This window comes from Flavobacteriales bacterium (assembly GCA_016716605.1).
Taxonomy (GTDB): domain Bacteria; phylum Bacteroidota; class Bacteroidia; order Flavobacteriales_F; family PHOS-HE28; genus PHOS-HE28.
Map to the genome: position 1 here is coordinate 3,259,053 of JADJWA010000001.1, position 15,067 is coordinate 3,274,119.

Consider the following 15,067-nt stretch of genomic DNA (forward strand, 5'->3'; position numbering starts at 1 on the left):
GGCATGCGCGCCTTCATCACCCGCTTCCTGCTCTTCGCGTTGGCTCCGCTGGCCGCGGTGATCGCCGCCCTGCTCAGCGCCGATGGCCGCACCGATGCCTTCTACTTACGGCTCACCACGCCGAAAGCCTCGAGCCTGGTGCTTGGCACCTCGCGTGCAGCGCAGGGGATCAGGCCCGCTGTGCTCGATAGCGCGCTGAATGCTGCTGCCTGGGGAACGAGAACCTTCAACTACGGATTCGCCAAGGGCCTCTCGAACTATGGCCCTGCTTACCTCGCCTCGGTGATGCGCAAGCTTGACCGCAGCCGCAACGATGGCGCCTTCGTGCTGGCCGTGGATCCGTGGAGCCTCGGCATGTCGCCCGGCGATGGCGATGGCACCGGCTGGGCTGAGGACGCTGAATTCCTGAGCCGCGTCCGCTGCGTGAGCTGCAAGCCGAACCTCGAGTACCTGTTCGGCGAATACAGCAGCCCGATCCTCACCATCCTGTTCCCTTCGCAGCAGCAGCGATCGGATATGGTGGTGCGCGACGACGGCTGGCTCGAAGTGCGGATCAGCATGGACTCCGCGGAAGTGCATCGCCGGGAACGCGAGAAGCGGATCGAATACGGTGAGGCAGCGCGCACCATGCGGCTCTCGCCCTATCGGGTGGCCTGCCTGAACGATTTCATCGACAGCCTTGCGCCATATGGCACCGTGCTGCTGGTCCGACTGCCCGTGCAGGAAGAGATGCTGGCCATCGAGCACGGCGCCATTCCGCATTTCGATGCGGTGATGGAGCGCACGGCACGCTCCAAGGGCATCCGGTACCTCAATCGCTCAGCCGACGACCGGCTCTGGAACTACACCGATGGGCATCACCTCACCGCTGATGACGCGCGCCCGGTGACCATCGCGATCGCGCAGGCCCTGCTCGAAGCCCGTCAGCAACCCGCGGCGCCTTGACGCATGCGCCGTGCGGGGAACGTGTGGTCGCCGCGGCGGCTCGCTTGCCTAAGTTTGCGCTCATGCACCGCTGGCTACCTGCATTCGTTGCATGGGCTCCGATTCCTGCGATCGCCCAAGTGATGGTGATGGCAGGCGGATCCCTCCAGGTCGAAAGCGGCACCTCACTTCGCATCGAATCATCATTGAGCTGGGAGCTAGCACCTGGCGCTTCGGTGATCAATGACGGCCTTATCGACTTCGGCACGTCTGCCACCATCGTCGAGCTGCCCTTTGCGCCCATCACGGGATCTGGAATCGAATCGGCGACTTGGTCGAACCCCGGCCCATTGACCGATGCAGAACCCGGCAACCTGGGGTTGGCGATCACCAGCGCATTCTCCGATGGCGGATTATCGGTTGAGCGGGGCCATCTTCCGCGGACGAGCAGCAATGGCATTGAGGGCATCGCGCGCTGGTACCGCGTGAGCACGCCCGTGCCGACCACCGCCCCGATGGATGCGGTGCTTGCTTATGACCTCGCAGAGATCGGTGGCGTGCTTCCTTCCGCGTTGGGGATTTTCACGGCAGGCGCCTCCGCCGGGCCATGGTCGCCGGAAACAACCGTAGGTGATGCACCGCAGCAAATCCTTAGCGCACAGGTTCCGGCGCCGGAGATCTTCCTGACGGCCTTCGACTTCAACGCAGTGCTCACAGCCGGATCGATCGCGCCGAGCGGATGGAACTGCTGGCCCACCGTGTTCGATGAGGGGGTGACGCTCGCGCAAGGCGAAGGGCGGGCATTGCGGTCGCTGCGATTGGTTGACGGGCAAGGCCGGGTGGTTCACGCCGATGCAATCGCGGGCGCCAATGGCACCTTGCACGTGCCGCTCGCCGGTCTGGCCGCAGGCGCCTATGCCCTGGTGGTGAACGATGGTGAACAGGTCTTCAAACTGGTGAAGCCATGAGGCCGGTGGCGTGCGCGCTGATCTTGGCAGCCCTTCCTGCGCTCGCGCAATGGCAGGTGCCCTTGCCCGTGGTGCTCGATGGATCGGATCCGGGCCAACGCCAGGTGATCGGGTTGGCCGATCCCGCTGTGCCGGAGGCGGGCGTGAGCGTTGATGCAGGGCGCGCGAATGCCACGCGCTATGCAGAAGCGAGCGGAACGCTTGTGCTCACCGCATCACTTATTCCAGCGCCTGCCGGGTATTCCACCGGCATGGTGGTCACGTTGATCCCCTCCGAGGCGAACCTCGCTGGCGCTGAGATCGATCTCAATGGCCTGGGGCCGATGCCCGCGGTGAAGCTCGGCGGCGTGCCCCTTGACAGCGCCGATCTTGCGGTTGGTGTGCCGCACCGCTTCGTATTCGATGGCACGAGCTTCCAACTGCTCAGCTCGGCCTACCGGCCCTGCCCGGCAGGGTACAGCATCGGTGGCCGCGAGTACTGCATCGCCGACAGCTCCCAAGCCGCATTGCCCTTCATCGATGCGGGCAGCGCCTGCTTCAATGCCAACGCTCGGCTCTGCACCTGGTCAGAATGGACCCATGCCTGCCTCTCCAAGCCGGGCTTCATAGGCAGTATCGTCGACTACGAGTGGGTGGATCACGCGGCCAACAACACCTCCAATGCCAAGCGCGTGGGGCGTGGCAGCGATGGAGCCAGCACGGAGGATCTCGGCATCGGCTGCATCCATGGCCACCACACCTTGCCTACCAACCCGGTCCGCTTCCGATGCTGCACCTCACGTTGAAGCACGCCTCCCTTGCCATCGGGCTCGCAGTAGGCAGCATCGGCACGGCCCAGGTGCGAATTGATGTTCCGCTGGAGCTTACCGGGGCGGATGGCGAACGCAGGATCGACGGCTTGGCCGCACCCGCAACAGGCAGTTCACTGGTGACCTTGGAAAGCGCCGCGCAAGGAAGCTGGCAATGGGGCACCGCGCAGGTGAATGGGCTCGCGTTGTCGGTCGCGCTCACGCCTCCCCTGTCCGCATATCGCGATGGCCTGCTCGTGCGCTTCGTTGCACCCGCGAACCTGGCCGGGGCGGTCACCCTGAACGTTGATGGCCAGGGCGACCTGCCACTACTCCGGCCGGATGGACTTCTGCCCGTGCTGGGCCAGATCCGCCAAGGCGTGGTATGCGAGGCCATGCATGCCGATGGCCGGTTCATCTTGCTCAGCGCGGCCGAGCGCGGCTGCCCGCCCGCCACGGTGCCGGTCACGGAGCGCTATTGCATCGATCAGGGTTCCGTCGGCAATCAGCTCGTGTTCACGGCCATGAGCTATTGCGCGAATCGCGGTGGCCGCTTGTGCACTTGGGACGAGTACCATGCCGCGTGCGTGCTGGTGGGCACCCAGCTCACCGGCATGTTCAATGAGTGGGAGTGGATCGACGACACCAGCAACCACACGCAGACCGCCGATCAAGCCGGCCGGGCGCATTGCCAGAGCCAGCGCTCGGCGGGCGTGCCCACCACCACCACAGGCGATACCCGCTGCTGCTACCACCCGCGATGAGGTTCTCCGCGATCATCTGCTGCGCCTTCGCGCTCTCCAGCCTTGCCCAAGTGAAGGTCGATCGGCCCGTGCAGCTCACAGGCAACGACCCCGCACAGCAGCAAGTGCTCGGCCTCGATCCGGCGCTTGATCCATCGGATGCGCTCGACGCCGCCACGGATCAGCGCGGTGCTGCGCATTGGGCGGGCGATGCCGCGGGCGCCGCTTGGGTGCTCAGTTTGGACGCTCTCAGCAGCGCTCCGAGCGCCGGTTTCGCGATGGTGGTGCGCACCGCTGCTCCGCAATCGGGCAACGTGACGCTCACCGTGAACGGCCACGGGCCGTACCCGGTGGTGATCGCGCCGGGCGAACCGCTCAACGGCGACGCTTTGCCAGTTGGCACCATGCTCTCACTGGTGTTCGATGGCGCTGAGTTCCAAGCGACCAATGGCGTGACGCACGCGCTGCGGCCTTGCCCTGCAGGGATGGTGCAGGTGGGTGCGCAATTCTGCATGGAGCCCGATGAACGTCCCGAGGGCACGTGGTTCCAAGCGGCCATGAACTGCGCCAACGCAGGACTGCGCTTATGCACTTGGAGCGAATGGCAGCAGGCATGCCTAAGGCGCGTTGACCTCGGCCTGAACACCATGATCAGTAATTGGGAGTGGGTGAACAATACGGCCAACGAGGATGGCAGCGCCCGCGTGGTTGGCAATACCAGCTGCAGCAACGCGGGCACCTTCTACGTCACCAACTCAGCCGCGACGCGCTGCTGCTATTCGCGCTGAGCCACCTCCTTCGCCAAAGCGAGCATGCGCTGCGCCACCATGGGCCAGGTGAATCGCTGGTGAACGCGCGCTCGGCCGGCCTCTCCCATCGCTGCCCGTCCCCCATGCGCTGCAGCTGAAAAGCGCTTGATCGCCTCGTGCAGCGCGATCGCATCCCCAGGCGGAAGCAACCAGCCATTGGTCCCATCAACTAGTTCAGCGCTGGCCCCCACATCGCTCACCAGCACGGGCCGTGCGCGGGCCATGGCCTCGAGCACCACAGTGGGCATGCCCTCGAAGCGCGTGGGGAGCACCAGCGCATGGCATCCGGCATAGAGTTGCTCGAGCCGTGCATCATCCACTTTGCCGGCGAGCATCACATTAGGCGGCAACCCGTCCCGCTCCATCCGGGCACGCTCCGGACCGTCGCCTGCAAGGATGAAGCGAACGCCCGTTCGCTCCGCGTTCAGAGCCGCCGCCACGCTGAGGAGCACATCGATGCCCTTGTTGAAGGCGAAGCGGCCCACGAAGAGCAGATTGAGCGTTGTGCCCTCCGCAGGGTACGGCGGCGGCTGCAGCGGTAACTCCACTGCATTGGGCACCACCGCTACGCGTGCCCCGCTCCCGCGCACCAGCCGCTCGAGTACGGGAGTGAGCTTGCCGCCCAGCGAAACCACGCGCGACGAACGACGGGCCACGTGCCGCACCAGCCACCGGAATGGAAGCCCGATCATCCGGTCCTTCATCGTGAGCCCTTGGAACATCTCCAGGCCATGCGGCATGATCGCCAAGCGCGGAGAGAAACGCCTCATGCCGGCCCAGACGCTGAATCCCTGCGAGAGCACCGCATCAGGCTCGATCCGGTCGAGCGCCGCGGCAACCCTTCGGCTGTAGCGCCAGAGCTGTAGCAAGTAGAACTTGCCTGGGTCCATGCCCTCGACACGGGCCTCCTCGATGCCCAGCGAAGCATCGAAGACCTGTTGTGCATGCGGATGGATCACCGTGAGCCGAACGCCCGGCAGGCGCGCGAGGTGCTCAGCGAGCAGGCGCGAATGCCGCTGCATTCCCCCCATCGCATGCGGGAACACGCCATCAGTGCAGAGCGCGATGCGCAGCGGGTCCGTGGTCATACCGGTTTCAAGCGTGCGCGGCGCTCCACTCGAGCAGCGGCTCCGTGAGCAAGGTGGCCACGCCCTGATCGAGGCTCCATAGCGGTTCCCAGCCTGTGCGGTCCTTCAACTTGCTCACATCAGCCAGCAAGTGCATGCGCTCCACCTTGCGCACGCGCGCCGCATCCATTTCGATCCGCAGCGGTTCACCCAGGCAGCGCTCGAAGGCCTGCACCACCTCGTTGACGCTGTACTCGATCCCTCGGCCGATGTTGAACACCTCGCATCCCTTGATCCCGGCATCGAGCAGCGCCTGCATGGCGCGGGCCATGTCGCTGGTGTGGATGAAGTCGCGCTTGGGCTCCAGGTTGCCCAGGCGCAGCAAACGTTTCCCGGCGCGCACCTGCCGTTGAATCTCGGGGATCAGGTGCGGGTTGGTTTCATTCGGCCCGAAGGCATTGAAGAAGCGACCGATGATCATCGGGATTCCGGTGCGCAGGGAGAATTCACTCGCGATCCGCTCCGAAGCGAGCTTGGTGGTGCCGTAGATGTCGAGCGGGCCGGTGGGATGCGCTTCGCCCATGGCGCCATCGGCGATCGGATAAACAGCCGCGGTGCTGGCCACGAAAACCTGTTGGATGCCGGGCGTGGCGGCACATGCATCGAGCACGTTGATGGTGCCATTGATGTTGATGTCAGCCGCTTCGATGGGATGCGCGTTGCAGTAAGGGATGAAGTGGATCGCGGCCAGATGCAGAACCTGACGGGGCGCGGCCTTCGCCAAGGCTTCATGAACGGCCTTGCGGTCGCGGACATCAATGCGCAAGAATCGCTCGTCGGGAACCGGGGCCAGGGCACGCACGCCGAAGCTGAGGTCATCCAGCACCCAGACCTCGCGTCCGCTGCGACTCAGGTGATCGGCCAAGGCCGAGCCGATGAAGCCTGCGCCGCCTGTGATGAGCACGCGTTCCGTCATGCCGCGAAAGTAGGCCGTGGCCATGAAGGGGGCCGGGCGCGGCTACTTTCGCCAGCCGCATGCAGGTGAGCATCATCCTTCCGTGCTATAACGCAGCGCCGCATCTGGGCCGGTGCCTGAAGAGCCTGTTCGCGCAGACGCACCGCCCCTTGGAACTCATCGCCGTCGATGATGGCAGTTCGGACGGATCAGCAGGACTGTTAGAGGAAGCAGCCCGAACGGCTCCATTCCCGATGCGTGTGCTCAGGCAGGCCAATGCCGGTGCCTGCGCAGCGCGCAATGCGGGCCTTACAGCAGCCAGCGGCGCCTACATCCAATTCATGGATTCCGATGATGAGATCGCTGCGGACAAGATCGAGCGGCACCTGGCCCTCGCGATCGAACATGGCGCCTGCGACCTTGTGGCGGGCAGCGCGCGGATCATGCGGCCGGATGGCGCGCTCGATCATCTCGACATCCTGCTGCCCGGATCGAACGATCAGTGGCTCGAACTGGCCCAGCACCGCATGGGCGGCACACCGAATAACTTCTGGAAGCGCGGGGCCGTGATCCTAGCCGGTGGCTGGGACCCGGCCATGCGCAGCAGCCAGGAATACGACCTCATGTTCCGCATGCTCACCGCCGGCGCCAGGGTGTGCCGCGACCCCGAGCCCCGAACCACGGTGCATCTGCAAGCGAGCGGAAGCGTGAGCACCACCGATCCCGCAGCGAAGTGGCGCCGGTACATCGATCTGCGGCTGCGCATCATCGCGCACATGAAGTCCACCCAGCCGGGCATCGACCTCGCACCATTCCATCAAGTGCTCTTCGACAGCCTGCGCACCCTGTATCCTCATGCGCCCGACGAAGCGCTGGCACTCTACCGCGAGCACCTGCCAGAAGGCTTCAAGCCGAAGGCCTCGTCAGCCACCGGGCAGGGCTACCTGCTGCTGCACCGGCTGCTCGGGTTCGCGTGCGCCAATCGCATTCGCGGTTGGCTCAACGGCCTGCGATGAGCAAGCGATAAAGCAGGAGGTTCACGCCCGGAAGCCTCACGGGCATCAGGTTGTACCAGCGCGTGATCCGAATCAGGCCGCGCTTGTAGGCTGGGATATCGGCCAGGAGCTCCGGGACCAGGAGCGTGGCCTCCAATTCGGAGAGCACTCGTGATTCGATCCGGCCGAGCTTGGCATAGAGCAGCATCTGCAGGTAGGTCCGGTGAATGATCCCCATGAGCAACCCGGCTTCGCCCAGCCGCCCGGCGTCAGCCAAGAACTTGCGGTGGTAGCGCACAGCCGATTCAGCGAAGCTGGCCAACAACCGGCGTGGATCGAGCACCTTCCGCTCTTCCGCGATGCGGTAAAAGCAATCGGGCACGGTGTCGCGCAAGCGGAAGCGCACACCGGGCATGAGCAAGGCGCGCGTATGCAGCTCCACGTCCTGGTGGCGGCTGAAGGATTCATCGAAGCCGCCGATGCGCTGCAGGAAAGCGCGGTCCCAGATCGGCTGCATGGTCTGCCAGGGCAGCTTGTGCTTGAAGAAATCGGCCAGCGCATCGCGCGTGAGGGGCACCCAGCGCTGACCGTGATCCCCGGGCCTTTCACGGAAGACCTCCATGGTGCTCACGGCGAAATGCAGGCCGCTGCCTTCCATGAATGCCAGGCGGCGCTGCACGCAATGCCGCTCCAGCAGATCATCGGCATCGAGGAAGATGATGTACGCGCCCCGGGCCTTGGCAATGCCGATGTTGCGGCAGTGGTTCGCGCCTTTGTTCTCCGGCAGCGGCGATACGCTGATGCGCGGATCGGCGACGGACATTCCCTTGAGCATGGCGACGGTGCCGTCGGTGCTCGCGTCGTCCACCACGATCAGCTCCCAGCTGGGATCGGTCTGCGCCTGCACGGATCGCACCATGTCGCCGATGAATCCCTGCTTGTTGAAGCTGGGCACGATGATGGACACGGCCGGGGCGCCATCCCGGGGCCGTGCGAATGGAGATCGCTCGGGAAGCGACGGCTCCCGTGCCATGCTTGCCTTCACGAGCAGGTACTGCGCATTGAATTGCTCCTTCGTGAAGTGGTCGCGCGCGAAGGCCATCAGGCGATGCACCTCATCAGCCGATGGCTTCTGCAGGTGGAGCGCATCGTCGGGAGCCAGGACCTGTCCTAACCTTTGGGAGCGTACCATGGCGCTGAAATCACCTACGCAATCGGAGATGGCCACCGGAAGGCCGGCGCTCAAGTACTCCGCGAACTTGGTGGGCGACGCCACGCGGTTGGTGATGCGGTCCTCGCGCAGCAGCAATCCTAGGTCACAATCCTGAAGGATGGCCCTAACCTCCTGGTGCCGCACCCAGCGCCGCGCGACCTGCGTGGGGAAGCGCTCGGCCATGCGCGAGATCACCGGATGCTCCGTGCTCAGGAAGAGCATGCGACGCTGCGGGTCGGATGTGAGCCATGGTATGACCACACGCTCCGCCAACTCGAGGGATTGCCATCCCACGGAGGTTCCCGAGTAAACGAGCACGGTATCGTCCGCGCTCCATCCCAACTCAGCGCGCAATCCATTGCGATGCCTCTCGAGCAGCACCTCCACGCTCCTGCCCATGGTGCAGGGGATCACCGTGTGCCGTAAGGCGCTGTACCCGCACGTGCGCCGCCAATGATCAACCAGCGATTGGCTCACGGCCATGCGCATGTCCGCACGGGCCACCACCTCGCGCTCCAAGAGCTCGCACTCATCGATCAGCCGATCATCGTCTACCACGCGGTACTCCCGCCATTCAGCACCGTAGGCAGCGCGCGCATCGAAGCAGACCTCCTGCACCAGCCCGCGGTCGCGCATACGCAGGCCGAGCGCCGTCGCGAAGATTCCGCGACCGATGATGCCGCTCGGCCGGAACCAATGGCACACGGCCCAGAGCCAGAGCCAATTCGCTTTCCAATAGTGCTGGCGAGGCACCATGGGCAGCACAAGCGCATCGGGTACCCGGCTGCGGATCTGGCGGCGCGAGCTCAAATAGCCGCGCAGTGACACGAGTGCGACGAGCCGCACGCGCTCGCCGCCCAAGGCATTCAGGTGGTCCACCACGTCGGTGACCTGGCTCCAATAGACGCCGCTGGGCTGGTCGTTGTAGGTGATATAGATGATCACAGCCAGCGCATGAGTGCCTCCACCGCGCGTTCGGTGGCATGGCCGTCCCAAAGGTGCGGCACCTTGCCCTTCTTGAATTCGCCGCGGGCGATCCGCTCCAGGATCCGATCGAGAACTTGCAGATCGAAGGTGATCAGGCTGTTGCTGCCCTCGGTGATGGTGATGGGGCGCTCGGTGCTGGGCCGCAGGGTGAGGCAGGGAACGCCGCGAAAGGTGGTCTCCTCCTGGATCCCGCCGCTATCGGTGATCACCACGGCGCTGGTGGCTACGAGTTTCTGGAAATCGAAATAGCCCAGCGGATCGCAAAGCGTGATGCCGGGGTGGCTGGACAGCCGATCCGCAAGGCCATGCTCTTGCAGGTTACGGGCCGTGCGCGGATGCACCGGGAACACCGCAGGGAAGCGATCGGCCACCATGCGGACCAGATCCACCACGCGGGCGAGCGCCGCCGGCTCATCCACATTGCCGGGGCGGTGCATGGTGATCAGGGCATGGCCGCTGCCGCGCAATCCAAAGTGAGGAAGCACATCGGAGCCTTGGATGCCATCGTCGTAGGCCACGAGGGTATCGATCATGGTGTTGCCCACCATGCGGATGCGCTCGGGCGCGATCCCTTCGGCAATCAGATTCTCCGCGCCGCTTGGCTCGGTGGTGAGGAGCAGCCCGGCCATCCGGTCGGTAAGGATTCGGTTCACTTCTTCCGGCATCCCCAGGTCGCGGCTGCGCAATCCGCTCTCCAAATGCGCCAGCGCAAGGCTCAGCTTATTCGCGGCGATGGCAGCGGCCAAGGTGCTGTCCACATCGCCCACCACCATCACGCCATCGGGCCGTGATTCGCGCATGACCGACTCCAGTGCGAGGATCAGATGGCCCATGCGCGCCGCAGGCGATCCATCCGGAACGGACAGCATGCGATCGGGCCGCAGGCCGAACTGATCGAAGAACACGGTGCTCATGCGATCATCGGCATGCTGACCGGTATGCACCAGCTGCACATGCAGGCCCTGCTGGCGAGCCACATCCTTGAAGCGCGTCACCTTCATGAAATTGGGGCGCGTGCCCACAACGACCATCAGATGCTTCATGATGCTCCGCGCGTGGCGATGATGTACTGGTCGCTGGGGGTGTCGCTGATCTTGCGCGCCGGGGCGCCGGCGATGGTGATGCGCCCTTCGGGGAATGAGGTGTTCACCACGCTGTTGGCACCCACCACCAGATTCGGCCCAAGCACCGCATCGCCGAAGATCTTGGCTCCGGGGCCGATGTAGCAGTTGTCGCCGATGCGCGGAGCGGGCTCAGGAGGCGGTCCCGGGCGCGTCCCGATCACCACATCGACATGGATGCGGCAATTGGCGCCGATGCGCGCATCGGGGTGGACGATGATGGTGCCGCGGTGCGCGATCGAGAGCCCGGGGCCGAAGGTGTTCAAGGGAATCTCGAATCCGCAGCGAACGCCCTGCCTGTGCAATCTCCAGCCCCAATAGCGCCGCCGCCACGCGTTGGCTCCGGTGTTGTGCAGGTGCTCGACCTTGCGGAGCAGGCGCTGGAATCGCCACACCTCATCGTAGCGAGAGGGCCGCTCGCCCGTTCGCCGCAAGCCGATGCGATCGGCTTCGAGGTAATGGTTGAGGTCCTGTCGCGATCGGATCATCGGCCAATCAATGCGTCCTTGATGCCCGCCAGCCGTTCGGCCCAGCGGAATCCCAGCAGCCGGTAAAGGAACAGGTAGCTCGTCGAGGTGGCGCGGCTGACCTCGGGAACGAAGCCCTTCGGCAGCAGTTGATCGAAGGCTTCGATGGCGGCGCGCCGGTCATGCGCCGAAAGTACGCGGATGGCCATGAAGAGGTATTGATCAGCTGCCGCGATCACGGCGGCGTTCGCCTCAGCCCCTGATCCGCGGAGGTGGTCGCGCATGGCACGGCGCAGCTCGATGTACCGCAGCCAGTTCTCGCGCTCATCGGTGCGGCTGATGGAGCCGCGCGCACGCTTGAGCACCTCGCAGCCCGGCTCCATGTCCCAAGCGATCACCGCATCGCGCTTCAGCATGCGGAAGAGCAGCTCGTAATCCTGGCTGCTTCGCAGGCCCTTATCCCAGCCGCCCGCATCGAGCACGGCTTGCCGCCGGAAAAGATTGGCGCTGGTGGTGCCGATGCGCGTTCGCACGAGCGCCATCCACGGATCGCCCCCGAGGGGCAGTACCTCCTCGGCCCGCCCATCCTCATACCGGTTGGAATAGGCCCCGGCGACCGCATCGGCCCCATAGCGCTCCGCGAGGGCCAGTTGCCGGAGGATCTTCCCAGGGCGCAACGCATCATCGGCATCGAGGAACTGCACCCATTCAGCATCGGTGGCCGCCATGCCCGCATTCCGAGCCGCACAAGCACCGCTTCTCTCGCGAAGGGCGATCACCCGCAACCGCACGCACGCGTCGCTCGCGATGCCGTGCAATGCTTCCAGCGTTCCATCGGTGCTCGCGTCATCCACCGCTATCACTTCCAGCCTGGAGATGCCCTGATCGCGAAGCGAAGCGATGGCGCGCGGCATGAGTGCGGCCACATTATGGCAGGGTATCACCACGGCGGCCTTCATGCTCGCAAAGTAGAACTACCGGATGCGCTCGGTCCTCGGTTCGTAGCGCTTGCCCTTCAGCACCGATGAGAAAAGGTAGCGCCACTTGGCCAAGGTGGGCTGGTGATCGCGAAGGAGATAGGCCATCACAGCGGCAGTCCCGAAGCGCGGCATCTGGTAACCGAGATCGTTCCAAGCACGCTGGAACGCGCTTTCGATCGCCTCGCTGGTGGAGATGCGCTGCTCCTTCGCTTGGACCTCAAGCGCCCGCAGGTAGTGTTTCAGCGTGCCGATGTCGCCAGCGCGCAGGGGTTCTGGAAAGGCACCGGCGACCGGCAGATGCCAGCGAAGCTCCTCTTCGCCATGCGGAAGGCCGTGGGACTCGAGCACGGCACGAAACACGCGACGAAGGCCCGCTAAGGGGTCACCCGCGGCACTCACGTTCTGCGCGCCCAAACGGTAGCGCACCAGCGGCTCTGTCAAGTTCTCGACATGCGTTACGGCAAGCAGCCGGAGCTGGAAAAGCCAATCCTCACCATAGCGCGGCCACTCATCATCGTAGCGGATGCCGTTCTCCAAGAGCGTGCTGCGCCGGTAGATGGCCGTGGGCTGGAAGATGGGGATGCGGAAGAGCGACTCCGCTCGGCATTGCTGATCGTGCTGGGGGGAACGCCGAAGGACGCCCGGTTCATGCAACAACTCCATCCATGTGCCGCTGGCGCCCACCTCCGCGTTCATGTCCATGAATCGCACCTGCTGCTGCAAGCGTTCGGGATGCAGCACGTCATCGGCATCGGCGCGCGCGATGTACTCGCCGACCGCGGCATCGTGCCCGCGCTGCGCGGCACCGGCCGGACCCAGATTGCGATCAAGGGCGATGATGCGGATGCGCGGATCATCGCAGGCTTCCAGGATGGCCCTGCTCCCGTCGGTGCTGGCATCGTCAACCGCGATGATCTCCATCTCGTGAAGGGTCTGGGCACGGATGCTATCGAGCGCCTCGGCGAGCCAAGGGGCCTTGTTGAACACGGGCAGCACCACGGAGACCTTCATGCGGAAGCGCTGCGTCCGAGCATGCGGTTGAGGCTGAGCTTGACCAAATAGCTCAGGCGCTGGGGTGAGCGAACAGGCCCCATGAGCCAATGGCGCAATGGCATCCACGCACCGTGCTTTGCCAATCCGAAGAAGAGCGCGCTCCAGGCCTGGTCCAGTCGGACATCGAAGGCGCGCTCGGGGAAAAGGCCGCGTTGCCGGTTGATCGCGCGCAGCCGTGCGATCCAATCCCATGAAGCGCGCAGTCGCCGGATATTGGGTGGGCGCTTGAAGGAGCGCAAGAGGATCAGGTGATGCTCGATATCGGCTTCGCTGGCAGGGATACCGAGCATGGCGAAGACCTCGCGGATGATCCGCTCACGGTACACCGCATCATCTTGTCCATGCGCGCTGTTGTGCGCGCCGCGACGATACAGCAGCAAGGGCTCAGCGATGTTGTTGAATCCACCGTATTGGGCTATGCGCGCCCAGAAGATCCAATCCTCGCCGATCCTTGGCCAATGGTCTTCGTACCGGAGACCATGCTTCCGCAGCAGTGAGGCCCGCATGATGCTGGCACCTTGGGAGAGCGGGTTCCCGAAGAGCAGCTCTGCTCGGCAGGCGTCCTCTCCCACCGGAAAAGGCCAATACTCCCTCTCATTGCCGAAGAGCTGCAATGCGCTGCCGCTCGCGATGAGGCCAGGATGCTGATCCATGAAGGACACTTGGCGCGCGAATCGGTCGGGCACGCAGATATCGTCCGCATCCACGCGGATGAGGTACTCGCCTTGCGCCAGGTCGATGGCGCGCTGGGCGGCGCCGCCTGGGCCGAGGTTGCGCTCAAGGGCCACCACCTTCAACCGGTCGTCAGCGATGCGGTGCAGCACGGCAAGGCTACCGTCGGTGCTCTTGTCATCGACAGCGATCACCTCGAAATCGGAAAGGGACTGCGAAAAGATGCTCGCGAAGCACTCTTCGATGAAGGGCTCCTTGTTGTAAACGGGCACGATCACGCTGACCCTCATCCGAACAGGTGCTTCCATTTGCGGCGGGCGCGATAAGCCAGCCAATTGGACGCGCGAAGGTGCTGATCCAATTCGTCCCGGCGCTCGGCCTGCACCGGGTCGGCACCGATGGGCGGTGCTGCAGCGCGCCAGGCGCGCATCATTTCGAATTCGCGCCGGCTATGCGGCACCCGGTGCCATAGCAGCAGGAAACGCTGCACCATGAGCTCGATCAAGGGCGCCTGAGCAGGTTGCACCGGGATCACGCGCAAGCCCGGGGTGATCGCATGCCCGATGGCGAGCGCTTCGGCCAAGCGGTGCAAGCCATTGGAAATGCACAGGCCGTGGAGCACGCTGGCGGTCTCGTTCACGAAGGCCGGCTTCTGGGTAATGGTCTTGCTCCGCCCGTGGTGCCTGAATACAGCCAACGGCCAAGGCACCGCCTGCACGCTGCCGGGGCCATGGCGAAAGAGCAACTGCAGCCAGAGTTCGTAGTCCATGACATAGCGCAATCGCTCTTCCACTCCGCCGATGGCGAGCAGGGCATCGGTGCGATGGAAGGTGGCCTGCTGATTGATCCGGGGCGCGATGTACCACGAGCGCGACTCAGTCAGCTCTTCCGCAGGCATGGGCGAATCGGGCCCTTCCGGCACGCGCAGCAGCCGCACGCCTGTGAGCGTGATGAGCGAGGGCCGATCAGCGAATGCGGCCGACACTCTCTCACACGCGCCGGGCAACAGCAGGTCGTCGCTGTTGATCCACCCGAAGACCTGGCCCTTGGCGCGGACCAGTGCCTTGTTGATGGCATGCGCCTGGCCTCGATCCAGCTCAGAGCACCACCACGCCAGCTGATCGGACAGGCGCTCGATGATGGCGCGCGAACCATCGGTGCTTCCGCCATCGACCACGACCTGCTCCGTGATGGCGGGGTCCTGTGCTCGCACCGAGAGGATGCACTCCTCGAGGTATTCCGCCTGCTGGTAGCTGGGCGTCGCAATCGTGATGCGCGGCCGCTCGGACATGGCTCAGGCTTTTCGCGCCACTGCCCAAAGCGAG

General features: G+C 64.8%; 15 protein-coding genes. 6 read left to right on the forward strand and 9 right to left on the reverse strand.

Annotated elements, in window-relative coordinates:
* Positions 1-3: 3 nt before the first annotated feature.
* The 5 genes from IPM12_13260 to IPM12_13280 all read left to right on the forward strand — a co-directional run bounded on the left by IPM12_13260 (position 4) and on the right by IPM12_13280 (position 4,211).
* Entirely contained in the window at positions 4-945 is a 942-nt protein-coding gene (locus tag IPM12_13260) for a hypothetical protein (protein ID MBK9148770.1), read from the forward strand.
* A gap of 62 nt (positions 946-1,007) precedes the next feature.
* On the forward strand, positions 1,008-1,892 hold the full coding sequence (locus IPM12_13265; GenBank protein MBK9148771.1) for a hypothetical protein: 885 nt from the start codon (positions 1,008-1,010) through the stop codon (positions 1,890-1,892).
* Complete coding sequence (locus tag IPM12_13270; protein MBK9148772.1) at positions 1,889-2,677, forward strand: hypothetical protein; 789 nt, start codon at positions 1,889-1,891, stop codon at positions 2,675-2,677. Before IPM12_13265 ends, IPM12_13270 begins: the two co-directional genes overlap by 4 nt.
* On the forward strand, positions 2,659-3,444 hold the full coding sequence (locus tag IPM12_13275; protein MBK9148773.1) for a hypothetical protein: 786 nt from the start codon (positions 2,659-2,661) through the stop codon (positions 3,442-3,444). The genes IPM12_13270 and IPM12_13275 overlap by 19 nt, the downstream gene beginning before the upstream one ends.
* On the forward strand, positions 3,441-4,211 hold the full coding sequence (locus tag IPM12_13280) for a hypothetical protein (protein MBK9148774.1): 771 nt from the start codon (positions 3,441-3,443) through the stop codon (positions 4,209-4,211). The genes IPM12_13275 and IPM12_13280 overlap by 4 nt, the downstream gene beginning before the upstream one ends.
* Here the strand turns inward: IPM12_13280 and IPM12_13285 are convergent.
* Positions 4,199-5,320, reverse strand: coding sequence for a glycosyltransferase family 4 protein (locus IPM12_13285; GenBank protein ID MBK9148775.1), 1,122 nt, complete (start codon positions 5,318-5,320; stop codon positions 4,199-4,201). The genes IPM12_13280 and IPM12_13285 overlap by 13 nt on opposite strands.
* Before the next feature lie 7 nt (positions 5,321-5,327).
* Entirely contained in the window at positions 5,328-6,275 is a 948-nt protein-coding gene (locus tag IPM12_13290; GenBank protein ID MBK9148776.1) for a GDP-mannose 4,6-dehydratase, read from the reverse strand.
* Between the two features lie 59 nt (positions 6,276-6,334).
* On the opposite strand from IPM12_13290, the gene IPM12_13295 reads away from it, so the two are divergent.
* Positions 6,335-7,270 (forward strand): glycosyltransferase family 2 protein, encoded by a 936-nt coding sequence (locus IPM12_13295; GenBank protein MBK9148777.1) that lies wholly within the window; start codon positions 6,335-6,337, stop codon positions 7,268-7,270.
* On the opposite strand, the gene IPM12_13300 is transcribed toward IPM12_13295, so the two are convergent.
* From IPM12_13300 to IPM12_13330, 7 genes are read right to left on the reverse strand one after another with little or no spacing between them, the layout of a single operon-like run.
* Complete coding sequence (locus IPM12_13300) at positions 7,254-9,407, reverse strand: glycosyltransferase (GenBank protein MBK9148778.1); 2,154 nt, start codon at positions 9,405-9,407, stop codon at positions 7,254-7,256. The genes IPM12_13295 and IPM12_13300 overlap by 17 nt on opposite strands.
* Positions 9,404-10,492 carry a UDP-N-acetylglucosamine 2-epimerase (non-hydrolyzing) gene (gene wecB, locus IPM12_13305; GenBank protein ID MBK9148779.1) on the reverse strand — a complete coding sequence of 363 codons (1,089 nt, stop codon included), beginning with the start codon at positions 10,490-10,492 and terminating at the stop codon, positions 9,404-9,406. The genes IPM12_13300 and wecB overlap by 4 nt, the downstream gene beginning before the upstream one ends.
* Positions 10,489-11,058 (reverse strand): serine acetyltransferase, encoded by a 570-nt coding sequence (locus IPM12_13310; GenBank protein ID MBK9148780.1) that lies wholly within the window; start codon positions 11,056-11,058, stop codon positions 10,489-10,491. Before IPM12_13310 ends, wecB begins: the two co-directional genes overlap by 4 nt.
* A complete protein-coding gene (locus IPM12_13315) occupies positions 11,055-11,996 on the reverse strand; it encodes a glycosyltransferase family 2 protein (protein ID MBK9148781.1) in 942 nt (313 codons plus the stop codon). Before IPM12_13315 ends, IPM12_13310 begins: the two co-directional genes overlap by 4 nt.
* Before the next feature lie 15 nt (positions 11,997-12,011).
* Entirely contained in the window at positions 12,012-13,028 is a 1,017-nt protein-coding gene (locus IPM12_13320) for a glycosyltransferase family 2 protein (protein ID MBK9148782.1), read from the reverse strand.
* Positions 13,025-14,032: a glycosyltransferase family 2 protein gene (locus IPM12_13325; protein ID MBK9148783.1), complete on the reverse strand. Its 1,008-nt coding sequence runs from the start codon at positions 14,030-14,032 to the stop codon at positions 13,025-13,027. Before IPM12_13325 ends, IPM12_13320 begins: the two co-directional genes overlap by 4 nt.
* The gene (locus tag IPM12_13330) at positions 14,029-15,033 is read right to left on the reverse strand and encodes a glycosyltransferase (protein MBK9148784.1); all 1,005 of its coding nucleotides are present in this window, start codon (positions 15,031-15,033) and stop codon (positions 14,029-14,031) included. The genes IPM12_13325 and IPM12_13330 overlap by 4 nt, the downstream gene beginning before the upstream one ends.
* Positions 15,034-15,067 lie beyond the last annotated feature (34 nt).

What these genes read in the sequence shown, in the direction of transcription:
- IPM12_13260 (MBK9148770.1), top strand. Translation starts at nt 4, where the DNA reads ATGCGCGCCTTCATCACCCGCTTCCTGCTCTTCGCGTTGGCTCCGCTG.
- IPM12_13265 (MBK9148771.1), top strand. Translation starts at nt 1,008, where the DNA reads ATGCACCGCTGGCTACCTGCATTCGTTGCATGGGCTCCGATTCCTGCG.
- IPM12_13270 (MBK9148772.1), top strand. Translation starts at nt 1,889, where the DNA reads ATGAGGCCGGTGGCGTGCGCGCTGATCTTGGCAGCCCTTCCTGCGCTC.
- IPM12_13275 (MBK9148773.1), top strand. Translation starts at nt 2,659, where the DNA reads ATGCTGCACCTCACGTTGAAGCACGCCTCCCTTGCCATCGGGCTCGCA.
- IPM12_13280 (MBK9148774.1), top strand. Translation starts at nt 3,441, where the DNA reads ATGAGGTTCTCCGCGATCATCTGCTGCGCCTTCGCGCTCTCCAGCCTT.
- IPM12_13285 (MBK9148775.1), bottom strand. Translation starts at nt 5,320, where the DNA reads ATGACCACGGACCCGCTGCGCATCGCGCTCTGCACTGATGGCGTGTTC.
- IPM12_13290 (MBK9148776.1), bottom strand. Translation starts at nt 6,275, where the DNA reads ATGACGGAACGCGTGCTCATCACAGGCGGCGCAGGCTTCATCGGCTCG.
- IPM12_13295 (MBK9148777.1), top strand. Translation starts at nt 6,335, where the DNA reads ATGCAGGTGAGCATCATCCTTCCGTGCTATAACGCAGCGCCGCATCTG.
- wecB (MBK9148779.1), bottom strand. Translation starts at nt 10,492, where the DNA reads ATGAAGCATCTGATGGTCGTTGTGGGCACGCGCCCCAATTTCATGAAG.
- IPM12_13310 (MBK9148780.1), bottom strand. Translation starts at nt 11,058, where the DNA reads ATGATCCGATCGCGACAGGACCTCAACCATTACCTCGAAGCCGATCGC.
- IPM12_13315 (MBK9148781.1), bottom strand. Translation starts at nt 11,996, where the DNA reads ATGAAGGCCGCCGTGGTGATACCCTGCCATAATGTGGCCGCACTCATG.
- IPM12_13320 (MBK9148782.1), bottom strand. Translation starts at nt 13,028, where the DNA reads ATGAAGGTCTCCGTGGTGCTGCCCGTGTTCAACAAGGCCCCTTGGCTC.
- IPM12_13325 (MBK9148783.1), bottom strand. Translation starts at nt 14,032, where the DNA reads ATGAGGGTCAGCGTGATCGTGCCCGTTTACAACAAGGAGCCCTTCATC.
- IPM12_13330 (MBK9148784.1), bottom strand. Translation starts at nt 15,033, where the DNA reads ATGTCCGAGCGGCCGCGCATCACGATTGCGACGCCCAGCTACCAGCAG.